The organism is Leptolyngbya sp. 7M (genome assembly GCF_018128485.1).
On the sequence record NZ_CP070897.1, the window covers coordinates 166,995 to 187,416 of the forward strand.

The following is a 20,422-nucleotide window of genomic DNA, read 5'->3' on the forward strand; positions in this document are numbered from 1 at the left end:
ATATGGAATTTTATTGGCTTATTCATCTATCGAGCACTTCGGGGCTGTGTGGAATCCGTGAGGATTACAAAATCTCCGAGGCCTTTGTGTTTCTGAGCATCGAATGACATGAAATCCTTTTCATAACGCATTGTTACGACTAGGATCCGGGCATCCGGTTTATATTTTTGAAGGTGTTCCACCGTACCCAGTCGCTGTTCTGTGTGAAAGCCGCCATTCAAATGTACTACTAGGGAGCCTTTGTTTCGTTTGAGGCTGTCAGCGACCCAATAAGCCATTGTCGCATCCCACAAGGATTGCGAACTCAGGATATTATCCAGGCCCATTGCAGCCTCAGTTTCCTTCGGCATTTCGTTTGAGACAACCGAGACCAGCCCATCGCCGCCGAGCGAGATAAACGGCACGGCGGTCGCATCGTCACCGGAGAATACCTTAAAATTCTTCGGCCGCTTAGCCAATATCTCCATAACCTGCGATAGGTTCCCCGAAGCTTCTTTGGTCGCGACAATATTCTCGTGTTTATCGGCCAATCGCAATGTCGTTTCCGCCGAAATGTTCGAAGCTGTCCGCCCGGGCACGTTGTAGAGCATTATCGGAAAACCCTTAACGCTTTTCGCGATCTCGCCAAAATGTGCGAAAAGCCCTTCCTGGGTCGGTTTATTGTAGTACGGAGCAACGATCAAGGCCGCATCTGCACCTGCCTCGCGTGCTTTGCGTGTAAAGTCGATCGTCGCTGCGGTGTTGTTGCTTCCCGTCCCAGCAATGACCTTGGCACCTAGTTTGTGTGCAACTTCGACGGTCATCCTGATCAAGTGCAGTCGCTCTGCCTCGCTCATCGTAACGCTCTCACCTGTCGTCCCGCACGGCACCAATATTTTAACGCCGCCTTTTATCTGCCGCTCTGCCAAATGCCGAAAGCATTCTCTATCAACAGACCCATCCCGCAAGAATGGGGTAACAAGTGCCGTCCCCACCCCGCTCATCCAATCCACTCGCATTGTCATATGAATATCTTATAATATCCATCATTCGGAGATAGCTATCAAGGTATTCTGTATATATTTATTATGTTCGACAAAAGAGCGTCGAACCTTAGGTCTTAACGCGGATCCATTCCGACGCCCGATTGAGAATTTCAGTGTCCGAACTCTCCTGCTCTAATTGAACTCCTCGACTCTAACAGTAAGAGTCCACTTCCGTAACACAGACATATGAATTCTTATTATGAGTACAAAAATTTAGTCATCCATGAATGACATTTTCTGTCCTAGATCTAGATCATCTTTAGTGTTGAGCTTATAAAATAGCTGCATTGGCCTTCATCTCCATTTAGCAAACAATGTATGGCTGACAGATCAGACTTAAATGAAAGATTGATAATTAAAATTATTTGACAATATATGCATATAGCGATATAGTTATATACATGGAACATGAGATGTCCTACGAAGCACTTGTGATGATCGCGGAAAGATTCAGGGTATTGGGTGAGCCGATCAGGCTGCGTCTTATAAACCTGCTTAGGGATGGTGAAATGAGCGTGACGGAACTGACTCGGGCGGCAAACACTAGCCAGCCAAATGTAAGCAAGCATTTGCGTCTTTTGACCGATGCCGGTGTGCTTCGTCGCGATCAAAGAGGAAATACCGTGTTTTATTCAATAGCGGATCAGAGCATTTTTCGGCTTTGCGAAGTAGTTTGCGATTCGCTCGACGAACAGTTGAGGACTAAGGCGAGTATTTTTGCCGGTATTTAAGGGAGATATTTATGAGTGAATGTACAGTTTTAGGACTTAGAGAACAGTTAGAGAATGGTGAGATACATTTGGTCGACGTACGAGAAAAGATGGAATTTGCCGGCGGAAGGGTTTCGGGAGCCAGTCTTATCCCGCTCGGTGAATTGGAGAAACGACACAAAGAATTGGATCATTCCAAACCGATCTATGTTATGTGCCGAACAGGCCGTCGTTCCTCAGAAGCTCAGCGGAAACTTCAAGCTTTGGGATTCACGAACGTCGTTAACGTATCAGGCGGCATTGAGGCCTGGAAAAAAGAGAGTTTGCCGCTCGAAAAAGACGAATATGCACCGTGGTCGATTGAGCGTCAGGTCAGGTTCACAGCCGGCCTGTTGGTCTTGACCGGAGTCTTGCTGAGCCTTTTCGTTCATCCGTATTTCATTGCCATACCCGGTTTTATCGGATTTGGCCTTGCATTCACGGCAACTATTGATTGGTGCGGAATGGGGCTGCTTATAGCGAAAATGCCCTGGAACAAGAGAGTGGCTTAACGAAGTGAAAGAGAGGATAAGAAAATGATATTCAAACAGTTTTACCTAGGCTGTTTGGCCCATGCGTCATACTACATCGGCTCCGGCGAGGAAGCTGCGATCATCGATCCGCAGCGCGATGTCCAACAGTATATCGATGAGGCTGAGGCCAACGGCCAGAAGATCAAGTATGTAATTGAGACTCACTCACACGCCGATTTTGTTAGCGGGCATCTGGAGCTGGCTGCAAAGACCGGAGCTCAGATAATCTATGGCCAGCGGGCAGATACCGAGTTTCCTACCCTAAAGGTAAAGGATGGCGACACACTGAGCGTTGGCTCGATCGAGCTAAAGTTCCTTGAAACTCCGGGTCACACCCCCGAGGGAATAACGATCCTCGCAAAGAACACGGACGCCCCCGATGCTCCGATAAAGATGTTCACCGGTGACACGCTATTTATAGGCGATGTTGGACGCCCTGACCTGATCGGTTCAAAAGGCTTCACTGCCGAGCAAATGGGAGGAATGCTTTACGATTCCCTTTACGAAAAGATACTTCCGCTCCCGGATGAAACGGAGGTTTATCCGGCTCACGGAGCAGGCTCGCTTTGCGGAAAATCGCTTTCAAAAGAAACGTGGTCAACACTCGGTGAACAGCGCAAGTTCAACTATGCCCTGAAACCGATGACCAAAGAAGAGTTCATCAAGGTAGTGGCATCTGAACAGCCGGAGGTGCCCGCGTACTTTCACGTAAGCGCCTCGCAAAATCTGAAGGGTTCAGTGTCGCTTGAGGATCTGCCAAAGCCGGTTGCTTTATCTACAGAAGAGATACTGGCATTTGACGGTATCGTGGTCGATGTCCGTCAAAACACCGAATATGGTGCGGGCCACGTCCCGAACTCGATCAATATTGGACTCGGTGGGCAGTTCGCATCTTGGGCCGGAACATTGATACCGATCGGAACTCCTGTTGCTATCGTTGCCCAAACACAAGAACAGGTCGATGAAGCATTTATGCGTCTCGCCCGCGTCGGCATTGAGACCGCTACGGGATCGATGCTGATCGGAGATTTCAAGGGCGAAAAGAAGACAGTCGCACAGGTTCCGGTTGAAAAAGTTAAGGACGCGGTTGCGGGTGAAAGTGTTCAGTTCGTTGATGTCCGACGTGCGGCGGAGCACGCCAATGGTCACGCTGCCGGCACGATCAACATACCGCTCGATCGGCTTTCGCGTGAGATCGATATGCTCAACCCAGATCTTCCGACCTATGTGATCTGCCAGAGCGGATACCGCTCAAGCCTCGGAACCAGCCTCCTCGAAAACGCAGGATTCAGGCAGATCTTCAATGTAACGGGTGGAACAAAAGCTTGGATGGATGCAGGGCTGGAGATCGAAATTTCGGCTACTGCATGCGCAGCTTCTTGATCGATCATTCCTTTGACCGGACGGCTCGATGAATTCGGCCGTCCGACCTCCATCGAGAGAGAGAGTATATGGAATTCTTGGCGTATATTTTCGCCGCAGTCATAGGTGTGTCTTTAGGATTGATCGGAGCGGGTGGCAGTATCTTAACCGTCCCGGTTCTCGTTTATCTCGCCGGGGTCGATCCAGTGCTGGCGACTGCTTACTCGTTATTTGTTGTTGGTTCAACTGCGCTGGTAGGCGGTATCCGCAATACATTCAAGGGCCTTGTTGACCTGAAAACAGCATTCCTTTTTGGCATCCCATCGATCGCATCAGTCTATGCGACACGTGCATGGATAATGCCTGCGATCCCTCTAGAATTAGGCTTTGCAGGGCTTAGCATCGCAAAAGGAACCGCGATACTCCTGCTCTTTGCCATTCTTATGGTCGCCACTTCTGTTTCAATGATCCGCGAAAATGGGGCGAAGCGTGATCTTGAGCTGGTCGGTGAAAAGGTCCACTCACATCATTTTGGTTTGGTTTTGTTGGAGGGTATAGGAGTCGGGGCCTTGACGGGTTTGGTCGGTGCCGGAGGCGGATTCCTGATAATCCCGGCGCTTGTTTTGCTTGCAGGACTTGAGATGAAACGTGCCATCGGCACTTCCCTACTGATCATTGCGATGAAATCGCTGCTGGGCTTCACGGGTGATATTCAAGCAGGTATGCCAATCGACTGGAGCTTTATGTTCGCGTTCACGTCTTCTTCTGTTGGTGGTATCTTTTTGGGCACATGGCTAACGAACTTTATTGATGGACAACGGCTCAAAAAGGGATTTGGCTGGTTCGTTCTTGCAATGGGGGTCTATATGATCGCAAGAGAAACGGTATTTGCTTAGACATTTGCAGAAGATTCATATTTTCTTTCTTCGTCAGAGCTAAAGCTTCTTGGTATCTGATCAAGGTTCGGGCTGAATTGATCGGAGCGATTTTAGTTTAAGGCGTGAATCGTTTATTCTGTAGTTTGGCCTCAGGCTCCGCACAAGGGCTGTGATGTGAACTCCGCTAGGCGAGGAATCGAGCAACGGTAGCATTTACACCCTGTGTTGCGATCAAGTCTGGGGCCATTCGTTTTACCCATTCTGTAATGGCCCCTGAGTTCTTGCTGGATCGTAAAATTGCATCAGTCAGGCCGCTGCAGCGACCACCTTTTGAGCGGCATCGTTCATCCCGTCGGCTGCGATAATGCCGATACCTGAATTATTGAGTATCTCTTTCCCGGCATCAACGTTCGTGCCTTCAAGCCTGGCAACGATCGGGATCGAAACCCCTAGGTTCTTCGCGGCGGCTACCACACCGCTGGCAACCATGTCACAGCGAACGATACCGCCAAAGATATTGATCAGAACGGCCTTTACGTTGGGGTCGGCGAGCAGGATCTTGAAAGCCTGCTCGACGCGCTCTTGTGATGCACCGCCGCCAACATCAAGGAAATTCGCGGGTTCGCCGCCGGCGAGCTTTATGATGTCCATCGTCGCCATCGCCAGCCCGGCACCGTTTACCATACAGCCGATATTGCCATCGAGCTTGATGTAATTGAGGTCGTATTTTGAGGCTTCGATCTCAAGCGGTTCTTCTTCATCAAGGTCGCGAAGTTCGGCATAATCCTTGTGGCGGAACATGGCGTTATCATCAAAATTGACCTTTGCATCAAGAGCGATAAGGCGATTGTCCTTGGTGAGCAGGAACGGATTGATCTCTACGATCGATGCGTCCATTTTTTCATACGCCTCGTAAAGCGACAGCATGAATTTAGCTGCTTGATTAACAAGATCCGAATGAATACCAAGGCCAAACGCAAGTTTGCGCGCCTGAAAAGGACGCATTCCGACCGATGGATCGATCGTCTCTTTCAATATCAATTCCGGCGTTTCCTCGGCGACCTTTTCAATGTCCATTCCGCCGGCGGAAGATGCCATAAATGTGTTGCGGCCGGTAACACGGTCGAGCGTGATACCAAGGTAGAATTCTCTGTCGATCGGCAATCCTTCTTCTACAAGAAGAGTTTTTACTTCGCGACCCTCAGGGCCGGTCTGGTGCGTAACAAGCATCATTCCGAGCATTTCAGATGCGATCTGTTTGGCTTCCACAGGCGACTTTGCAAGCTTTACGCCACCGCCTTTGCCGCGGCCGCCGGCATGTATTTGTGCCTTGACGACAACAACGTCCGTGCCCAGTTCTCGTGCTGCCGCCTCAGCTTCTTCGGGGCTGCGTGCAACGATCCCGCGTGGTACCGGAACTCCGTACTCCTTCAATAGGGCCTTGCCCTGATATTCATGGATCTTCATAAGCGTAATTTAATAATGAGTCTAGCTTTCGACTGATGAAAAATCAAAAAGCCCCTTTATCGGGGCTTTCGTCGTGTTTAATCGAAAAAAACGGCTTAACGGATATACACCTTAAGAACCAGAAGCTTCCAGGTTCCGTCCCGCTTTACGTATTCATATCCGAACGTTACCGGCATTGGTTTCGTCGGATATTTCCCATCGACCACCAGAATCTTATGTCCCTTCTCCGTTCGAAACTTTGGTTCGCCGTCGTAAACAGGATCTGAAGTTACTGCTCGCGAAAGTATGGGCAATAAGGTGCTCTTTTGTCGCGTGAAATCACTGAACGTATCTTTGAACTGCTGCTCAGTATAGGTCTTCTGCAGCTCCGGGGCAGACTTGCCATAGATCTTGGAGAAATCATCTTCGCTGATCGCGTAAGCAAAATCTGCGGTCGTTTCCTTTACGATCGCTTTTAACAGATTCTCGTCCGGCATTGCTTCTTCCTTTCCGCCGAACGGATCGTTCCTGTCGCTTCCCGTACCGTTGGCTTTATTGGAAAGTTCCGATAGATCAAAGCCTTTATTACAGGTACAGCCAAGTGCGATCGCGGCAATTATTCCCATCGCCAACATTCCGCCTAGAGCGTTTCGGTAATTGTGTCCATTTTTGATCATTTCTTTCTCCAGGGCTCCAATAGACTCATCCAACTGTCAACTGTTTTTTGAAACTCGTTCGGACAACGCAATGCACGTTCTTTTGGCAGCATGCCTTCGGTCAAGATCCGGGAATACTTTGTCGGATTCGAACCATAGATCATACAAAGCGAATTGTAAAAACGCTGTTCCGAAAGCAAATGCTCGTCCGCCAGATTACGTCTTGACGATGAAGATCGTCTCGACTCGATCGCAAATGCCTCTGCCGCCGCAAACACCGCATCAACACCTTCTTCACCCAACTCCTTCAGGTTTATAAATGCTGAACACCGGTCTGCAGCGTCTTCTTCACCGCCCATTATCGGAAGTTTATAGGCGTCGATTAGGGCATGTCCGATCTCGTGAAGGAAGACAAATCTGACCGCTGCAAACATTTTTTCCCAAGACTCGTCGTCGCTGCGCCCATCACTTTTGAATGTTTTGTAGAAATATTCCATTAGCTCATAACACATCGTGATAGAACGTTCACGCGGATCGTAGAACGCATTTACTTCCTTACAGTCCTTAGTCCGAAGGAAAATATCATGTGGCAAACTAAGTGCACGATTAAGCCTTTCAGCAGCATCCGGCAGTAGCCGTTCTTTCTTTACCTGTTCGTCGATCTCAACATACCTCGGCGTTGTTACATCCAAGTGTTCGACAATGAAGTCCCCGTTATCAGGTTTTGAACTTGAACGCCTCTCTTCTTGTGGCGTGCTGCTTCTGGCCGTGTTAGATGGCGGATCATCAATTGGAAAAGAGCGCCCTTGCCTGTCCGAACGGCAAAAGCAGCCGGCAACTAGAGCAAGGGCCGCGATGGCAATGATCAGATTTGTTAGATTTCTCCCCATTCGGATCATGAGCATTGTATGTCGAAATCAAAAATATCCCTTGGCCCTGAGAGGAAAAGACGCATTTTTTGGAAAAAAATTGCCGTAAAAAAGGCTGGCATCAGAATACCAGCCCATATTAGTGTGATTCTTTAGAATTGTCTATTGAGAACGTTCGACAAGCTTTATCAAAGAGCGGATAGCAACACCGGTCGGGCCCTTTGCCTGGTGCGGTTTAACCCCGTCCGCCCATGCCGTTCCGGCAATATCCAGGTGAGCCCATTTAGCTTTATCCACGAATTCCTGAATGAAGACGGCTCCCATAATGGTTCCTGCTTTGCCTCGTGGTCCAATGTTCTTGATATCAGCAATGTCAGAGCGGATCTGTTTGCTGTATTCACCCCCCACCGGCAATTGCCAGAACCCCTCGCCGGCTTCCTTTCCACAGGAAATGATCTCATCGATCAGCCCCTGGTCGTTGCCCATGATGCCGGTATTATGTTCTCCGAGAGCAATGATGACCGCGCCGGTAAGCGTTGCCATATCGACGATCCTGTTTGCTCCCTGCTTTTCTGCATACGCGACCGCATCAGCTAGTATGAGGCGTCCTTCAGCATCGGTATTAAGTATCTCGATCGTCTTCCCGTTCATTGCCGTAACGATGTCGCTCGGCCGAGTAGCTCGACCGTCAGGCATATTTTCAACAGCGGCCACGATACCCAAAACCGGGATCGAAGGCTTGAGCAATGCGATGGCCCGCATCGTCCCAAGAACGGTCGCCCCGCCGGACATATCGTATTTCATGGCGTCCATCCCGTCACCCGGTTTAAGTGAGATACCGCCTGTATCGAAAGTTATCCCCTTGCCTACAAATGCAAGTAAGTCACCTTTTTTAGCGGTGCTCTTGGTCGGCGTATAGCGAAGAACAATCAGCTTTGCCGGCTGTTCGGATCCGAGGGAAACGCTTAAAAGCGAACCCATACCCAATCGCTTCATCTTCGCCTCATCAAGGATCTCACATTTTAGGCCGGTCTCCTTTGCCATTACCTGAGCCCGCTTTGCCATTTCGGTAGGGTGGAGGATGTTCGGCGGTTCATTCGCGAGGTCGCGTGTAAAATTCATTGAATCACCGATGATCCGCCCACGTTCAATTCCTTTGTTAAGATCTGCGGACTTGGCTCCGGCGACGTAAACAACAACCTTGTTTACGGCCTTATCATTCTTGTCCTTGGTCTTATACTTATCAAGTTCGAACTGACTGGTTATTGCTCCCTGGACTGCATTCTGAGCCACCGTTACAGCATCTGAATTCGATCTAGCGTCAAAAGCAAATGACTTTACATTGCATTTCCGCAAATAACGCGTTGCCGCGCCGCTTGCTACACTGATCGCGGATTCGCGCTGGTCCGATCTGTCACCGGCTCCGACAAGCAAAAGTTTTGAGGCTTTCAATTTCCCTTTTGGGGTAAGACGAATAAGCAGGAATTCCCCGGCATCGCCTTTGAATTCGCCAGCTTTCATAGCCGCAGCGATCTGTCCACTAGCAACCAGATCCAGATCTTTGAACTCTGAAGCCTTTTCACCCTTATAGGCTGCGACAGCCAGAGCCTCCACATTACCTTCCGTGAATCCGGAAGTAATTCCTTGAAATTCCATTAAATACCTCTGTTATCAATCCTTAACTGACGGGAAAATAGTTGTAATACCTATAGCCTATCTTAAACGTTCTTTCAACTGTTGCCTAGTCTCCCGATCTACGGTCTTCCTCATTTCGGATTCGCGCTTATCGTATAATTTCTTGCCCTTCGCCACACCGATTTCAAACTTAATGCGGCCATTCTTCCAGTAGATAGATGTAACGACAAGAGTCATCCCCTTTTGTATCGTTTCTTTTTCCAGCTTTTCTATCTCGCGTCTGTGCAATAGCAGCTTTCTTGGGCGGAGCGGTTCGTGATTCTGTCTGTTCCCGTGCGAATAGGGCGATATATGTGCGTTCAGAAGCCAAACCTCGCCATCTTTGATCGAGACATAGGAATCTTTTAACTGGATCCGGCCGGCCATTATACTCTTCACCTCGGTGCCCACAAGCACCGCACCGGCCTCGACCTTGCTGAGGATATGATACTCGTGAAAGGCTTGGCGATTATTGATTATCTCCTTGACCGCGGACATAACCCTTTATATTGCACTCCGTTAGCCTTGTCTGCAAGCATACGTATTTGACAACCATGCAGAAGGCCACTTAAATTATTCGTAACGCTGGGAGATCGTCTAATGGTAGGACTCCAGATTCTGGCTCTGGCTATCGGGGTTCGAATCCCTGTCTCCCAGCCAACTTGATCTGGTCAGGGCATGTGCAGTCTGGCATCAGCATTTCTGGCCGTCAACCCATGCCTGTGACCTCTTCCTATGGATTGGCACGAGACTGAGATCCGAGTTCGTTACGCTGAAACGGATAAAATGGGCATTGCTCATCATTCGAACTATCTTATTTGGTTCGAAACTGGTCGCAGCGACCTCTGCCGTGCACGGGGTTTTTCCTACAATCAAATGGAGAATGATGACGCCCTAATGGTCGTCGCGGAGTCTTATATCAGGTATCAGTCTCCGGCATTCTACGAAGATTTACTCACCATCAGGACAAAGATCGCGGAGGTCCGCAGCCGTTCAGTCCGTTTCATTTACGAGATCGTCCGACGCTCGGACAATGCTGTGATAGCCGAAGGCGAAACCCTGCACCTTGTTACCGATCAGCAAAAGAAGGTGAAGACCATCCCGGAGCTTTATCGAAGACTCCTTGTTGGCAACGAAGGAAAAGAAGCAATCCCCGCAGGACAAGCTCCAAGCTAATTGGTCTAGAAAGTTCTTTAGAGTGCTTCCTTGCCACTTAAGCATCCAGCACTTTAGAATTCGGTAATGCCTGGTTCAGCTGACGCAGAACTTTATTTCATCGTGGGGATGATGGTCTTGATCCTCATAATATGCGGCGTGGCAGTTTACGTTTTCTTTAGACAATACCGCAAAGAAATGCGGGAGAAGCAGCGAAAAAGCACACTAAGCCAACAGGTAAATGATGCTAGTTCCGAAGTAGCGGAAGCCGCAGAAGAGGAATCTGATGCTTGAAATTGACAGGTGCTCATTGGTAGTGGTTGACGTTCAGGAGGCATTTCGTTCGGCTATACCGGAATTTGCTTCGATAGTGTCGCGCATATCCATCGCCATACGCGGTTTTACATTGCTCGGCCTCCCGATGATCGTTACTGAACAGTATCCGGAAGGACTTGGCCGGACGATTGAAGAGTTACAGCTTGCCTTGCCCGACAAATATCATCTAATAGAAAAAAGCACTTTTAGTGCATGGGGCGAGCAAAGGTTCCGCTCTGTTTTGTCGTCGTTGGCTCGAAAGCAGGTGGTTGTTTGCGGAATTGAAACACACGTTTGTATTGTTCAAACGGTTCAAGACCTTCTGGCTGAAGGATTTGAAGTACATTTGCTTACGGACTGCGTCGCCTCCCGGTATAGGCATGATCGCAAAGCCGGAATTCAACGGATGGTAGAGAAAGGTATCACCTCCTCTTCAATGGAGATGGCCTTGTTCGAACTGATGGGCGATTCAAGACATCCGCGATTCAAAGATGTACAGGCCCTTATCAAATAACAATCTTTTAAATGGAAGTTTTATCAACCCTTAACCCTCAACAACTCGAGGCAGTAAGATCGACCGAAGGGCCACTGCTGATACTCGCTGGTGCAGGTTCCGGCAAAACCCGGGTCATAACAGTTCGGATCGCTTATCTTATTGCAGAAAAAGCAGTTGCCCCGCACAATATTCTTGCTGTAACGTTCACGAATAAGGCCGCCGGCGAAATGCGCCAGCGCGTTCAGCAGCTATTGGCGGATATCAAGCTTGATTCATTTCCGTTCATATCCACCTTTCACAGCCTTTGTGTTCGAATGCTTCGTCAGGACATCGAAGCCCTTAACGAAGGATATAAACGCACCTTCACGATATATGATACTGACGACTCTAATCGAGTAATCAGAGCTTGTATAAAGGATCTGGGACTTGACGAAAAGCAGGTTCAGCCAAGAACAGTTCGAGCAGCCATAAGTTCGGCAAAGAATCGGGGAGAAAGTATTGATGCATTTGCTTCACGGATACAACAAACGGACGAAAAACGGGCAGCGACGGCGAAGATCTATCGTATGTATGAAGAACGCCTTCGGCTCGCTAATGCATTGGATTTTGACGATCTTCTTATAAAAACGGTCCGCTTACTAAGACAGTGCCCTGAGATACGAGAAAAGTATAATGACCGATTCAAATACATCCTTGTAGATGAGTATCAGGATACGAATCCACTTCAGCTTTCATTGATCAAATACCTGACCGAAAAGCAACAGAACATCTGTGTCGTCGGCGATGATGCTCAAAGTATTTATGGTTTCAGGCAAGCTGATATACGGAATATTCTTGAATTTGAGCAGCATTTTCCGGCTGCACGAGTTATCCTTCTTGAACAAAATTATCGCTCGACACAGACGATCCTTGATGCCGCCGACGCGATCATCGCTAATAACATCAATCAAAAAAAGAAAAAGCTCTGGACATCAAATCCCGGCGGAGAAAGAATATTCTACTTTCAAGCCTCAGATTCAGACGGCGAAGGTCGATTCGTCGCTTCACGTATCGAAGAACACTTAAATAGGGCTCCTGAAGAACGCATCGCCATTCTTTACAGAACAAATGCCCAATCCAGAATTTTCGAAGAATCCTTGAGGCGGCTTCGGATCGACTACAACATAGTCGGGGGCTTTTCGTTTTATGAGCGCCAGGAGATCAAGGACATCATTGCATATCTTAAGCTTGTTCTTAACCCAGATGATGACATTGCATTCCTGCGAGCAGTAAATACACCGCCGCGAGGCATCGGCAAGACCACACTTGATGAGTTGATCGCCCGATCTAGGGATCTCGGCACATCACTATGGCAGACCATTGAGCTCTTGACCGAGACGACGTCACATTCATCCGCCTTGACCCAACGAGCTAAAGATGCTTTGCGCGGGTTCAGAAAAATAATCACGGAGATCAGGAATACCCTTGACGAGCCGAACGATCCCTCTCGCCGGGTCTCCGGAACCGTCATAACAGCTATAGATAGAAGCGGATATTCTCTGATGTTATCTTCTGAAAATTCCGATGAAGCCGACACGCGTTTGGAAAATCTCGAAGAACTTGTAAACGCTGCCGCAGAATATGACGCAATGCCCGAGGCCACTCTTCGAGATTTCATAGATCATGCGGCACTAACCTCTGATACTGATAGTCTAGACAGTAATGCACGTGTAACGCTGATGACGGTTCATTCTGCGAAAGGGTTAGAATTCCCCATCGTCTTTCTCGTGGGTCTTGAAGATGGTATATTCCCGCATTCACGTAGTATCAATGACGTTAAAGAGCTTGAAGAAGAACGCCGCTTGGCATATGTCGCAATAACCCGCGCTGAAAAAGCGCTTTACCTAACTCACTCTATGCGACGCCGATTTTACGGTGAAGAGATGGCGGCGGAGCCTTCTCAGTTTCTTAATGAGCTTCCGCACGAACTGCTTGAGGATATTTCTTACGGGGCATCTTGGCTCTCATACGCCAAGGGACCTCAGACCCAGAGATCACGTTCAGCAATAGCTGCTTTGCGTGGAGAATCATCACCAACTACCCGCCGAACGACGTACACCGGAAAGACATACAACAGCGCCGATGCGGTTATGGAGTTTTTCCAAAAGCGCGGATTAGCCGCAGGTCACGCCTCATCGGAAAATGCCGGACTGAATACGAACCATGCCAACGAAAGCATATCCGAATCGCCGAGTCCGCTTACTGATTTTGGCCGTTTGAAAGCAGCATCATCCGGACAGGATCCTGCCGAAAAATCCGAGACCAAGGGCTTACTACCCGGAACTCATGTTCGTCATGATAAGTATGGAAAAGGCTTGGTACTGCGCCGGGAGGGCAATGGTGATAATGTAAAGCTTACGATCAGTTTTCCAGGATTTGGCCAAAAGAAGCTTATTGAGAAATATGCAAATCTGCAAATCGTGTAGCTAAACTGCGTCTATCATTGGACGACTTCTGCCGTCATCAGAAAAGGTTATGAAAAATCTGAACTCATTTATATTTGCACTTCTAATGTTTATTCCCGTGATCCTTGGTTGTGGTAGTATCAATCCCTTCTCCGGAGGCTCGAGCGGTTCGGGAAATCCAACGGTTGCGGATAAAACTGTTGATACGGTACTTGGCGATCAAAAGATTGGCATTCCAGAATGTGATGAGGTAATGGACATGATAGACCGAGAATTGAATAATCCCGACGACGGGATGATCGCAAAAGCCGCGAAAGCTACATTTCTCAACAAGATGAAAGAAAGCATCCGTAACAGCGTTGAACAAAATAACGATAATAAAACGGAGCTTGCAAAGACCTGCGGCGAGTTCAAACGAAACCTCGAACGCTTCCGATCGGAACAAAAATAGGTTGTATTCATATTGACAAAAAACCCGCACGCTATAAAGTGCGGGTTTTTAGTATTATTACGTACAAACCAATGATCAAACGCTCATTATCTCCGCTTCCTTATTTTTGGCAAGTTCGTCTATCTTTGCCACATAGGAATTGGTAAGTTTCTGCACCTCTTCAAGCCCGCTGCGTTCGTCATCTTCAGAAACAAGCTTTTCCTTCAATAATTTTTTCAAAGCGTCGTTCGATGAATGCCGGACATTTCGTATAGCAACACGGTGGTCTTCGGCTATTTCGTGGACCTGTTTAGCCAGCTGTTTTCTACGTTCTTCATTTAGCGGTGGCACGGGGAGTCGGATGATCTTACCGTCGTTCGAAGGATTCAAACCTAGATTAGCGGCAATGATCGCTTTTTCTACCGCTCCAAGCTGGGATATATCCCAGGGCTGCACGGTTATCAATTGCGGTTCGGGTACAGCGACAGACGCCATCTGGTTCAGCGGTGTTGGAGTTCCGTAATAATCGACCGAAACCGAATCCAGCAACCCGACCGTAGCTCTGCCGGTACGGATGTTTGCAAGTTTACGCCCGAGGTCTTCGATGACCGACTCCATTTTCGGTTTTGTTTCGTTCAAAACGTCTGAAACGCTCATCAGATCTCTCCTTTTATTTCCTTTGGATCAGTTTGCGCCGGTTGCGGAGCTGTTAAGCGAAACAAGCGTCCCGATGCTAAGATCACCGCTTACCGCTTTTATAATATTTCCCGGCTCTTTCATATTAAAGACCATTATCGGAAGGTCATTGTCCATACACAGCGAAATAGCCGATGAATCCATCACTTTTAAATGTTTCTCAAGAACCTCTTGGTAGGAGATCCTTTCAAAACGTTTAGCTGTCGGATCCTTCATCGGATCGGCTGTGTATATGCCATCAACCTTGGTCGCCTTGAAAATAACATTCGCCCCGATCTCACAGGCGCGAAGAGCCGCCGCTGAATCCGTCGTAAAATAAGGATTTCCGGTTCCTGCAGCAAATATAACAACTCGCTTCTTCTCAAGATGTCGGATAGCTCTACGTCGGATAAACGGTTCTGCCAATTGCGGTATGTCGATCGCCGACATAACACGGGTGTAAACACCTAGCTTTTCCAGCGCGTCCTGTAAAACCACGGCGTTCATCACCGTTGCAAGCATACCGATATAATCAGCAGCTGCTCGATCCATATTTCCCGCAGATTTGGAAACCCCTCGAAAGATATTTCCACCGCCGACCACGATCGCAACCTCAACGCCTAACTCGTGTACTGCCTTTACCTCACGAGCGACCGATTCTGCCACCGCGGTGTCAATGCCGTAGCTTTGGCCCCCCATCAGGGCCTCGCCGGAGAGCTTAAGGAGAATGCGATCGAATACGGGTTTCATCTTGGCTCATAGCTCCAGGTTTGCGATCTCATTCCAAATTCCAGATCGAAGACCGCAAACCTTGGATCAATACTGCTATCCAACCATCGAGGCAACTTCAGCGGCAAAGTCGTCCTGTTTCTTTTCAATACCCTCACCCATTTTGTAACGGGTAAAGCGGCGGATAGTTATGTTCTCCTTGATCGATGCGATCTTTTCGGTAACGAGTTCACCGATGGTTTTCGAAGGGTCCTTAACAAATGGCTGATCAAGCAGGACTGCCTCTTCATAGTATTTGTTAAGCCGTCCTTCAATGATCTTATTCAAAACGTCCTCCGGCTTTCCCGCATTCTTCGGATCGTTCTTAAGCTGCTCCATTAGGATCTCTCGTTCCTTATCGAGAACTGAGGCCGGAACTTCTTCCCGAGTAACGTATTTTGGATCAGACGCGGCGATATGCATCGCAACATCCTTAACCAGATTTTGAAACTCGTCTCCACGGGCCACAAAATCGCTTTCGCAATTAACTTCAACCATCACACCGACCTTTCCGCCCATGTGAATATATGACCCTACAACGCCTTCTGCGGTAACTCGGCCCGCCTTTTTACCTGCAGTGGCCATTCCCTTTTTTCGAAGGATCTCGACCGCCGCCGCCTCATCTCCATTCGCCTCAATAAGCGCGTTCTTGCAATCTACCATTCCGGCCCCGGTCTTCTCTCTTAAAGACTTGACCGCACTTGCTGTGATCTCTGCCATATAATGCTCCAATAAAATTACTTTCTCTTATGAAAAGGCGTGGCTTCGTTGCCGACAACGGAAAAGCCACGCCAAATACCAGAAGTCAAAAATACTAGCTAGCCGTTGCCTCGCTGCTCTCTTTCATATCACCTTCATCCTCATCCGGTTTGGCAGATGTAGCCTCCGGCGAAGGACTCTCTTCTGCGGTCGGCTCTGGGACAACAGGTTCAGAGGTTATCGTGGTATCCTCATCAGCGACTCCGAGGTCGGGACTGACAGTTTCTTCCTCTTCTTCGATCTCTATCCCGCCATCGTCCTCATCAGGATCTGTGATGCCGGCTTTTGCTAGAGTTGCAGCAATATCTATCTCGTCCTCAATTATCTCTTCGGGTTCTGATATCGTAACTGTTCCGCCTTCCGTACCGATCTGTTTGCCTTCAAGAATAGCGTCGGCTATCCTCGAAGCGAAAAGCCGGATCGCCCGAAGTGCGTCGTCGTTCCCGGGAATTACGTGATCGATACCTTCGGGTGAACAGTTCGTGTCAACTACAGCGACGATGGGGATACCAAGTCTATTTGCCTCTTTGACCGCTATATCTTCCTTTCGAACATCGATAATGAACATCAGATCGGGAACCCCGCCCATCTCCTTGATACCGGCAAGATTCTTCATCAGACCCTCGTGTTCACGGTCGAGTTTGAGCCGCTCTTTCTTCGTCAGCATCTCGTAACGGCCGTCCTCGCGCATCGCCTCGATGTCCTTCAGCTTTTTGATCGATTTTTGAACCGTCTGGTAGTTGGTCAGAAGTCCGCCGAGCCATCGATTGTTCACATAAAATTGCCCGCAACGTTCAGCCTCTTCCTTTATGGCGTCCTGAGCTTGTCGCTTTGTGCCTACAAATAAGACCTTTTGATTTGGCCGCTCTGCTAAGGATTCTTGGACGAACGCCAGTGCGTCACGAAACAATTTCTGCGTTTTCTGCAGATCAATAATATAAATGCCGTTGCGCTCGCCGAAGATGTATTCCTTCATCTTCGGGTTCCAACGGCGTACCTGGTGACCAAAATGAACCCCTGCTTCAAGGAGTTCTTTCATTGTAACTGTAGCCAAAACTTATTCTCCTATTTCTTCTGGTTTCTGTACTCGCCGGAAACTTGTTTATAAACCAAGGAGCTCCGGCAATGGATTATCTGATCGTGGACTGTAAAACGACCCACAACCAACGAAATTAACGCTTCGAGAATTGGAACCGCTTTCTGGCTCCTTTCTGTCCGTACTTCTTACGTTCCTTTTGCCGCGGATCGCGAGTTACCAACCCCGCTTTCTTGAGCGTCGGACGCAAATCTGCATTAAACTCCATCAATGCCCGCGTTATGCCGTGACGAACAGCTCCGGCCTGACCCGCCGTGCCACCGCCATCTACATTGACGTAAATATCGAATTTGCCGATCGTGTCCGTCAATGAGAGCGGCTGCCGGATTATCATGCGCAGCGCCTCATTCGGAAAATATGACTCAAACGAGCGGCTGTTTACCTTTATCTCGCCTGTTCCCGGTCTTAGGTAAACGCGCGCGGTCGAGGTCTTTCTGCGGCCAGTTCCGTAATATTGAATGTCTGCCATACTATTTTCTAACTATATAGGTTGATGCTGTGCTGGTTATCGTCGATCGAAGATCAAACTCTACAACAGACCGTGGCCTATAACTCGACCGCCTCCGGTTTTTGTGCCGCGTGGCGATGATCTGAATCAGCGTAAACCCTAAGCTTCTTGGCCATAGCCTTTCCGAGCTTTGATTTTGGAAGCATTCCTTTTACCGCAAGCTCAACTATTCGCTCGGGATGCTTTTCACGCATTTCCTTTACACTGAATTCACGCAAACCGCCCGGAAATAGTGTGTGATGGCGGTAAAGCTTTTGCTCTTCTTTCGATCCGGTAAACTTTGCGTGACGTGCATTTACGATCACACAGTGGTCACCCATGTCCATGAACGGCGTCCAAGCTGGATTGTTCTTGCCCGAAAGTATGCGTGCCACTTCGGTCGCTAAACGCCCAACGGTTTTACCGGTTGCGTCCACCACGAACCATTTGCGGTTATCTGCCAGTTCCTTTCCGCTCGGGAAATATGTACTCATAATAGCCTGCACCTTATAGGTATTCTCGCCAAAAAGCGAACTTATAGAGTATACAAAATCAATAGAAGGGTCAAGAATTGGAGAGACGATTTCGGCGGTGCTTAAATATGCAATAAAAGTGGGCTAAAGCCCTAAAGCTTAATAAGGATACCTCTTCTAAAGAGAAGCCACATTAAAAATAGCCAAAAAAGCACAAAGGTAATGGCGTATGCAAGTGAGGCATTGACCGGTTCGGCCAAAGTTAGGAATATATTTTGAAATATCCACTGCTGCAGTGAGATCTCCTTTCCGTCGGGAACGGCTACGCGAATTATTCCCAACATGCGGGCCATAATCCCCGAAAAAACAAAAAGGGCCAATGCATTTACTCCAAAAATGACGAATGGCTTTGCCCAGCGTTTGTGTCCTTTTATGTCGATCAGGTAGTAACACACACCCAAAGTAAGGAGAGCCAGCCCCGATGTATAAACCGCATAGGAACTTGTCCAAAGCGACTTATTCAGCGGAAATATAAGACTCCAACTCCATCCGATCGCAAGAAGTATCGTGCCACCGAAGAACAGGCCGGCAACGGTCTCCATTTTGAAATATGCGTCTCTCGGCGTTGAATGCTCTTCGTTCGGACGCACTTCGATATTTCGCCTACGCTTTAGCCAGCTTCCTGCAAGACTTCCGGAGATAGTGGTTGAAATAGCCGGCAGGGTTGACAAAATACCCTCAGGATCAAAAACCTTTCCCGCTTTCCAAATATGGTCAACGCCGAGGATCAGACGGTCAAGAAAAGCGGCGAAGTTACATTCCTTGTCGTCGATACTCGTTATCTCACAGGCAGGAACCGGTACTTTTGTCATCAACACCCAGTAAAAAAGCAGTAAAAATGTCCCGATCACTGCTTGCTGCTTCCAAGTTGTATGCAAATAAATAAGCGACACGACCAGATAACAGACGGCTATCCGCTGCAAAACGCCCGGAATTCGCATCGTGTTAATGTTGTATGGAGTTATCTGGTAGCCGGCGAAGTATGAACCGATCAGGATAATAGCCCAAACTCCGATCAGCACGCCTGCTATGCGAAAACTTCGTACATAGAGAAAGTAGAGAGCCGCAATGATCGATATTGCCGCGAGCCACTTGAGCGGCGAAGGTATGGTCGTTTCGTTTATTATGAAAAGCGGAAGCGCCGAGATCGCCAAGCCGCTGGCGAAGATCGCCGCCGATCGGATAAATATCTTCGTATAAACTTTTCGTGTAACACCTTCAGCAATGCGCTTGTCTAGCGACATCGGAATCGCAATACCAACAATAAATAAGAAGAACGGAAAGATATAATCTGTCGGGGTAATGCCGTGCCACTCCGCATGTTTCAATGGTCCGTAGATCGCCGACCACGTCCCCGGATTATTGACCAGCACCATTCCGGCGATGGTCATTCCACGAAATGCATCGAGAGAGATTAAGCGTTCTTGATCAGAGCCGGTTTCCAAAATTATCAAATTAAACTAAAAATCTTCATTTAGCGAGAGCGAGCCTCAGTTTTTTCCTATGTTTTCTGTTACTCCGCAAATATCCAATCAAAGCGTTCTCGTGTTGACGTGATATGAGCAGTGTGGTGACGCGAGTGCCAAGCATAGAGTCCCGTCATCTGTTCCAGTGTCCATTGACCAGTTTCGGGATGCAGCAGGCGTCTCGCAAAATCTTCGTCCGACATAGTTCTTAGCAGTTCACCCCAGCGTGTATGAACACCCTCGATGATCGAAAGCGACACATCGATAGAGAGTTTACTGTCCGAAAGCTCGGCCCACTTATCCTCCAGGTAAGGGCGAATCGTCGGCATTTCCTCAGTCAATGCAAGCTTAAAACGGCAAAAAGAGTTAATGTGGCTGTCAGCGATATGATGCACAGTCTGCCGAAGCGTCCACCCACCGTCCCGATAAGGCGTATCAAGCTGTTCATCCGATAGGTCTCGCACCGCGATCTTAAGGTCTGCGGGGAGATTTGCAATGGTATTGATATTCTCCGCCCGCGATGCGTATGCCGCCGGGTCAAACTTGCCGATCGGGAATCTTAGATCTGTCGCTGTTTTTTCCGCACTCATCTTCCAACTCCTATGG

Annotated in this window: 22 protein-coding genes, 1 tRNA gene, 1 other RNA gene and 1 pseudogene; 11 read left to right on the forward strand and 14 right to left on the reverse strand. The window is 48.5% G+C overall.

The window, feature by feature from the left end:
* Positions 1-26: 26 nt before the first annotated feature.
* Positions 27-1,004, reverse strand: a complete 978-nt coding sequence (dapA, locus tag JVX88_RS00695) for a 4-hydroxy-tetrahydrodipicolinate synthase (RefSeq protein ID WP_211624806.1) — start codon at positions 1,002-1,004, stop codon at positions 27-29.
* A gap of 434 nt (positions 1,005-1,438) precedes the next feature.
* Between dapA and JVX88_RS00700 the strand changes: the two genes are divergently transcribed.
* The 5 genes from JVX88_RS00700 (at position 1,439) to ffs (ending at position 4,793) form a co-directional block, all read left to right on the forward strand.
* The gene (locus JVX88_RS00700) at positions 1,439-1,756 is read left to right on the forward strand and encodes an ArsR/SmtB family transcription factor (RefSeq protein ID WP_211624808.1); all 318 of its coding nucleotides are present in this window, start codon (positions 1,439-1,441) and stop codon (positions 1,754-1,756) included.
* An 11-nt stretch (positions 1,757-1,767) separates the two neighbouring features.
* Positions 1,768-2,286 carry a rhodanese-like domain-containing protein gene (locus JVX88_RS00705; RefSeq protein WP_211624810.1) on the forward strand — a complete coding sequence of 173 codons (519 nt, stop codon included), beginning with the start codon at positions 1,768-1,770 and terminating at the stop codon, positions 2,284-2,286.
* A gap of 24 nt (positions 2,287-2,310) precedes the next feature.
* Positions 2,311-3,690 (forward strand): MBL fold metallo-hydrolase, encoded by a 1,380-nt coding sequence (locus JVX88_RS00710; protein ID WP_211624812.1) that lies wholly within the window; start codon positions 2,311-2,313, stop codon positions 3,688-3,690.
* Between the two features lie 68 nt (positions 3,691-3,758).
* Positions 3,759-4,565: a sulfite exporter TauE/SafE family protein gene (locus JVX88_RS00715; protein WP_211624814.1), complete on the forward strand. Its 807-nt coding sequence runs from the start codon at positions 3,759-3,761 to the stop codon at positions 4,563-4,565.
* A 129-nt stretch (positions 4,566-4,694) separates the two neighbouring features.
* Positions 4,695-4,793, forward strand: an RNA gene (ffs, locus tag JVX88_RS00720) — signal recognition particle sRNA small type.
* Between the two features lie 60 nt (positions 4,794-4,853).
* Here the strand turns inward: ffs and sucC are convergent.
* From sucC to smpB, 5 genes are all read right to left on the reverse strand, one after another.
* On the reverse strand, positions 4,854-6,014 hold the full coding sequence (sucC, locus tag JVX88_RS00725; RefSeq protein WP_211624816.1) for an ADP-forming succinate--CoA ligase subunit beta: 1,161 nt from the start codon (positions 6,012-6,014) through the stop codon (positions 4,854-4,856).
* A gap of 95 nt (positions 6,015-6,109) precedes the next feature.
* Positions 6,110-6,670: a hypothetical protein gene (locus JVX88_RS00730; protein WP_211624818.1), complete on the reverse strand. Its 561-nt coding sequence runs from the start codon at positions 6,668-6,670 to the stop codon at positions 6,110-6,112.
* The gene (locus tag JVX88_RS00735) at positions 6,667-7,539 is read right to left on the reverse strand and encodes a DUF4344 domain-containing metallopeptidase (protein WP_211624820.1); all 873 of its coding nucleotides are present in this window, start codon (positions 7,537-7,539) and stop codon (positions 6,667-6,669) included. Before JVX88_RS00735 ends, JVX88_RS00730 begins: the two co-directional genes overlap by 4 nt.
* 141 nt (positions 7,540-7,680) lie before the next feature.
* Positions 7,681-9,174 (reverse strand): leucyl aminopeptidase, encoded by a 1,494-nt coding sequence (locus tag JVX88_RS00740; RefSeq protein ID WP_211624821.1) that lies wholly within the window; start codon positions 9,172-9,174, stop codon positions 7,681-7,683.
* Positions 9,175-9,231: 57 nt separating this feature from the next.
* Positions 9,232-9,690, reverse strand: a complete 459-nt coding sequence (gene smpB / locus JVX88_RS00745) for an SsrA-binding protein SmpB (RefSeq protein WP_211624824.1) — start codon at positions 9,688-9,690, stop codon at positions 9,232-9,234.
* An 88-nt stretch (positions 9,691-9,778) separates the two neighbouring features.
* Between smpB and JVX88_RS00750 the strand changes: the two genes are divergently transcribed.
* The 6 genes from JVX88_RS00750 to JVX88_RS00775 all read left to right on the forward strand — a co-directional run bounded on the left by JVX88_RS00750 (position 9,779) and on the right by JVX88_RS00775 (position 14,053).
* Positions 9,779-9,852: transfer RNA gene (locus tag JVX88_RS00750), tRNA-Gln, on the forward strand.
* Positions 9,853-9,927: 75 nt separating this feature from the next.
* A complete protein-coding gene (locus JVX88_RS00755) occupies positions 9,928-10,368 on the forward strand; it encodes an acyl-CoA thioesterase (RefSeq protein ID WP_211624826.1) in 441 nt (146 codons plus the stop codon).
* Between the two features lie 66 nt (positions 10,369-10,434).
* Positions 10,435-10,641, forward strand: coding sequence for a hypothetical protein (locus JVX88_RS00760; protein WP_211624828.1), 207 nt, complete (start codon positions 10,435-10,437; stop codon positions 10,639-10,641).
* Positions 10,634-11,176, forward strand: coding sequence for a hydrolase (locus tag JVX88_RS00765; RefSeq protein ID WP_211624831.1), 543 nt, complete (start codon positions 10,634-10,636; stop codon positions 11,174-11,176). The genes JVX88_RS00760 and JVX88_RS00765 overlap by 8 nt, the downstream gene beginning before the upstream one ends.
* A gap of 11 nt (positions 11,177-11,187) precedes the next feature.
* On the forward strand, positions 11,188-13,623 hold the full coding sequence (locus JVX88_RS00770) for an ATP-dependent helicase (RefSeq protein WP_211624833.1): 2,436 nt from the start codon (positions 11,188-11,190) through the stop codon (positions 13,621-13,623).
* Positions 13,624-13,672: 49 nt separating this feature from the next.
* Positions 13,673-14,053, forward strand: coding sequence for a hypothetical protein (locus JVX88_RS00775; protein ID WP_211624835.1), 381 nt, complete (start codon positions 13,673-13,675; stop codon positions 14,051-14,053).
* 75 nt (positions 14,054-14,128) lie between these two features.
* On the opposite strand, the gene frr is transcribed toward JVX88_RS00775, so the two are convergent.
* The 8 genes and pseudogenes from frr to JVX88_RS00815 form a co-directional block, all read right to left on the reverse strand.
* Positions 14,129-14,689 (reverse strand): ribosome recycling factor, encoded by a 561-nt coding sequence (frr, locus tag JVX88_RS00780; protein ID WP_211624837.1) that lies wholly within the window; start codon positions 14,687-14,689, stop codon positions 14,129-14,131.
* A gap of 27 nt (positions 14,690-14,716) precedes the next feature.
* Complete coding sequence (gene pyrH, locus JVX88_RS00785; RefSeq protein WP_211624839.1) at positions 14,717-15,457, reverse strand: UMP kinase; 741 nt, start codon at positions 15,455-15,457, stop codon at positions 14,717-14,719.
* Positions 15,458-15,532: 75 nt separating this feature from the next.
* Complete coding sequence (tsf, locus tag JVX88_RS00790; RefSeq protein WP_211624841.1) at positions 15,533-16,195, reverse strand: translation elongation factor Ts; 663 nt, start codon at positions 16,193-16,195, stop codon at positions 15,533-15,535.
* A 349-nt stretch (positions 16,196-16,544) separates the two neighbouring features.
* Positions 16,545-17,288, reverse strand: a pseudogene (gene rpsB / locus JVX88_RS00795) (30S ribosomal protein S2); the annotation flags it as partial.
* A gap of 118 nt (positions 17,289-17,406) precedes the next feature.
* The gene (gene rpsI, locus JVX88_RS00800) at positions 17,407-17,799 is read right to left on the reverse strand and encodes a 30S ribosomal protein S9 (protein ID WP_211624844.1); all 393 of its coding nucleotides are present in this window, start codon (positions 17,797-17,799) and stop codon (positions 17,407-17,409) included.
* Positions 17,800-17,876: 77 nt separating this feature from the next.
* Complete coding sequence (gene rplM / locus JVX88_RS00805) at positions 17,877-18,311, reverse strand: 50S ribosomal protein L13 (protein ID WP_211624846.1); 435 nt, start codon at positions 18,309-18,311, stop codon at positions 17,877-17,879.
* 131 nt (positions 18,312-18,442) lie between these two features.
* Positions 18,443-19,795 (reverse strand): acyltransferase family protein, encoded by a 1,353-nt coding sequence (locus tag JVX88_RS00810; protein WP_211624848.1) that lies wholly within the window; start codon positions 19,793-19,795, stop codon positions 18,443-18,445.
* A gap of 68 nt (positions 19,796-19,863) precedes the next feature.
* Positions 19,864-20,406: a YfiT family bacillithiol transferase gene (locus JVX88_RS00815; RefSeq protein ID WP_211624850.1), complete on the reverse strand. Its 543-nt coding sequence runs from the start codon at positions 20,404-20,406 to the stop codon at positions 19,864-19,866.
* Positions 20,407-20,422: the final 16 nt, after the last annotated feature.

Bases quoted from the DNA above. Each gene is read 5' to 3' on its own strand.
- dapA (WP_211624806.1), bottom strand. From the start codon at position 1,004: ATGACAATGCGAGTGGATTGGATGAGCGGGGTGGGGACGGCACTTGTT.
- JVX88_RS00700 (WP_211624808.1), top strand. From the start codon at position 1,439: ATGTCCTACGAAGCACTTGTGATGATCGCGGAAAGATTCAGGGTATTG.
- JVX88_RS00705 (WP_211624810.1), top strand. From the start codon at position 1,768: ATGAGTGAATGTACAGTTTTAGGACTTAGAGAACAGTTAGAGAATGGT.
- JVX88_RS00710 (WP_211624812.1), top strand. From the start codon at position 2,311: ATGATATTCAAACAGTTTTACCTAGGCTGTTTGGCCCATGCGTCATAC.
- JVX88_RS00715 (WP_211624814.1), top strand. From the start codon at position 3,759: ATGGAATTCTTGGCGTATATTTTCGCCGCAGTCATAGGTGTGTCTTTA.
- sucC (WP_211624816.1), bottom strand. From the start codon at position 6,014: ATGAAGATCCATGAATATCAGGGCAAGGCCCTATTGAAGGAGTACGGA.
- JVX88_RS00730 (WP_211624818.1), bottom strand. From the start codon at position 6,670: ATGATCAAAAATGGACACAATTACCGAAACGCTCTAGGCGGAATGTTG.
- JVX88_RS00735 (WP_211624820.1), bottom strand. From the start codon at position 7,539: ATGGGGAGAAATCTAACAAATCTGATCATTGCCATCGCGGCCCTTGCT.
- JVX88_RS00740 (WP_211624821.1), bottom strand. From the start codon at position 9,174: ATGGAATTTCAAGGAATTACTTCCGGATTCACGGAAGGTAATGTGGAG.
- smpB (WP_211624824.1), bottom strand. From the start codon at position 9,690: ATGTCCGCGGTCAAGGAGATAATCAATAATCGCCAAGCCTTTCACGAG.
- JVX88_RS00755 (WP_211624826.1), top strand. From the start codon at position 9,928: ATGGATTGGCACGAGACTGAGATCCGAGTTCGTTACGCTGAAACGGAT.
- JVX88_RS00760 (WP_211624828.1), top strand. From the start codon at position 10,435: ATGCCTGGTTCAGCTGACGCAGAACTTTATTTCATCGTGGGGATGATG.
- JVX88_RS00765 (WP_211624831.1), top strand. From the start codon at position 10,634: ATGCTTGAAATTGACAGGTGCTCATTGGTAGTGGTTGACGTTCAGGAG.
- JVX88_RS00770 (WP_211624833.1), top strand. From the start codon at position 11,188: ATGGAAGTTTTATCAACCCTTAACCCTCAACAACTCGAGGCAGTAAGA.
- JVX88_RS00775 (WP_211624835.1), top strand. From the start codon at position 13,673: ATGAAAAATCTGAACTCATTTATATTTGCACTTCTAATGTTTATTCCC.
- frr (WP_211624837.1), bottom strand. From the start codon at position 14,689: ATGAGCGTTTCAGACGTTTTGAACGAAACAAAACCGAAAATGGAGTCG.
- pyrH (WP_211624839.1), bottom strand. From the start codon at position 15,457: ATGAAACCCGTATTCGATCGCATTCTCCTTAAGCTCTCCGGCGAGGCC.
- tsf (WP_211624841.1), bottom strand. From the start codon at position 16,195: ATGGCAGAGATCACAGCAAGTGCGGTCAAGTCTTTAAGAGAGAAGACC.
- rpsI (WP_211624844.1), bottom strand. From the start codon at position 17,799: ATGGCAGACATTCAATATTACGGAACTGGCCGCAGAAAGACCTCGACC.
- rplM (WP_211624846.1), bottom strand. From the start codon at position 18,311: ATGAGTACATATTTCCCGAGCGGAAAGGAACTGGCAGATAACCGCAAA.
- JVX88_RS00815 (WP_211624850.1), bottom strand. From the start codon at position 20,406: ATGAGTGCGGAAAAAACAGCGACAGATCTAAGATTCCCGATCGGCAAG.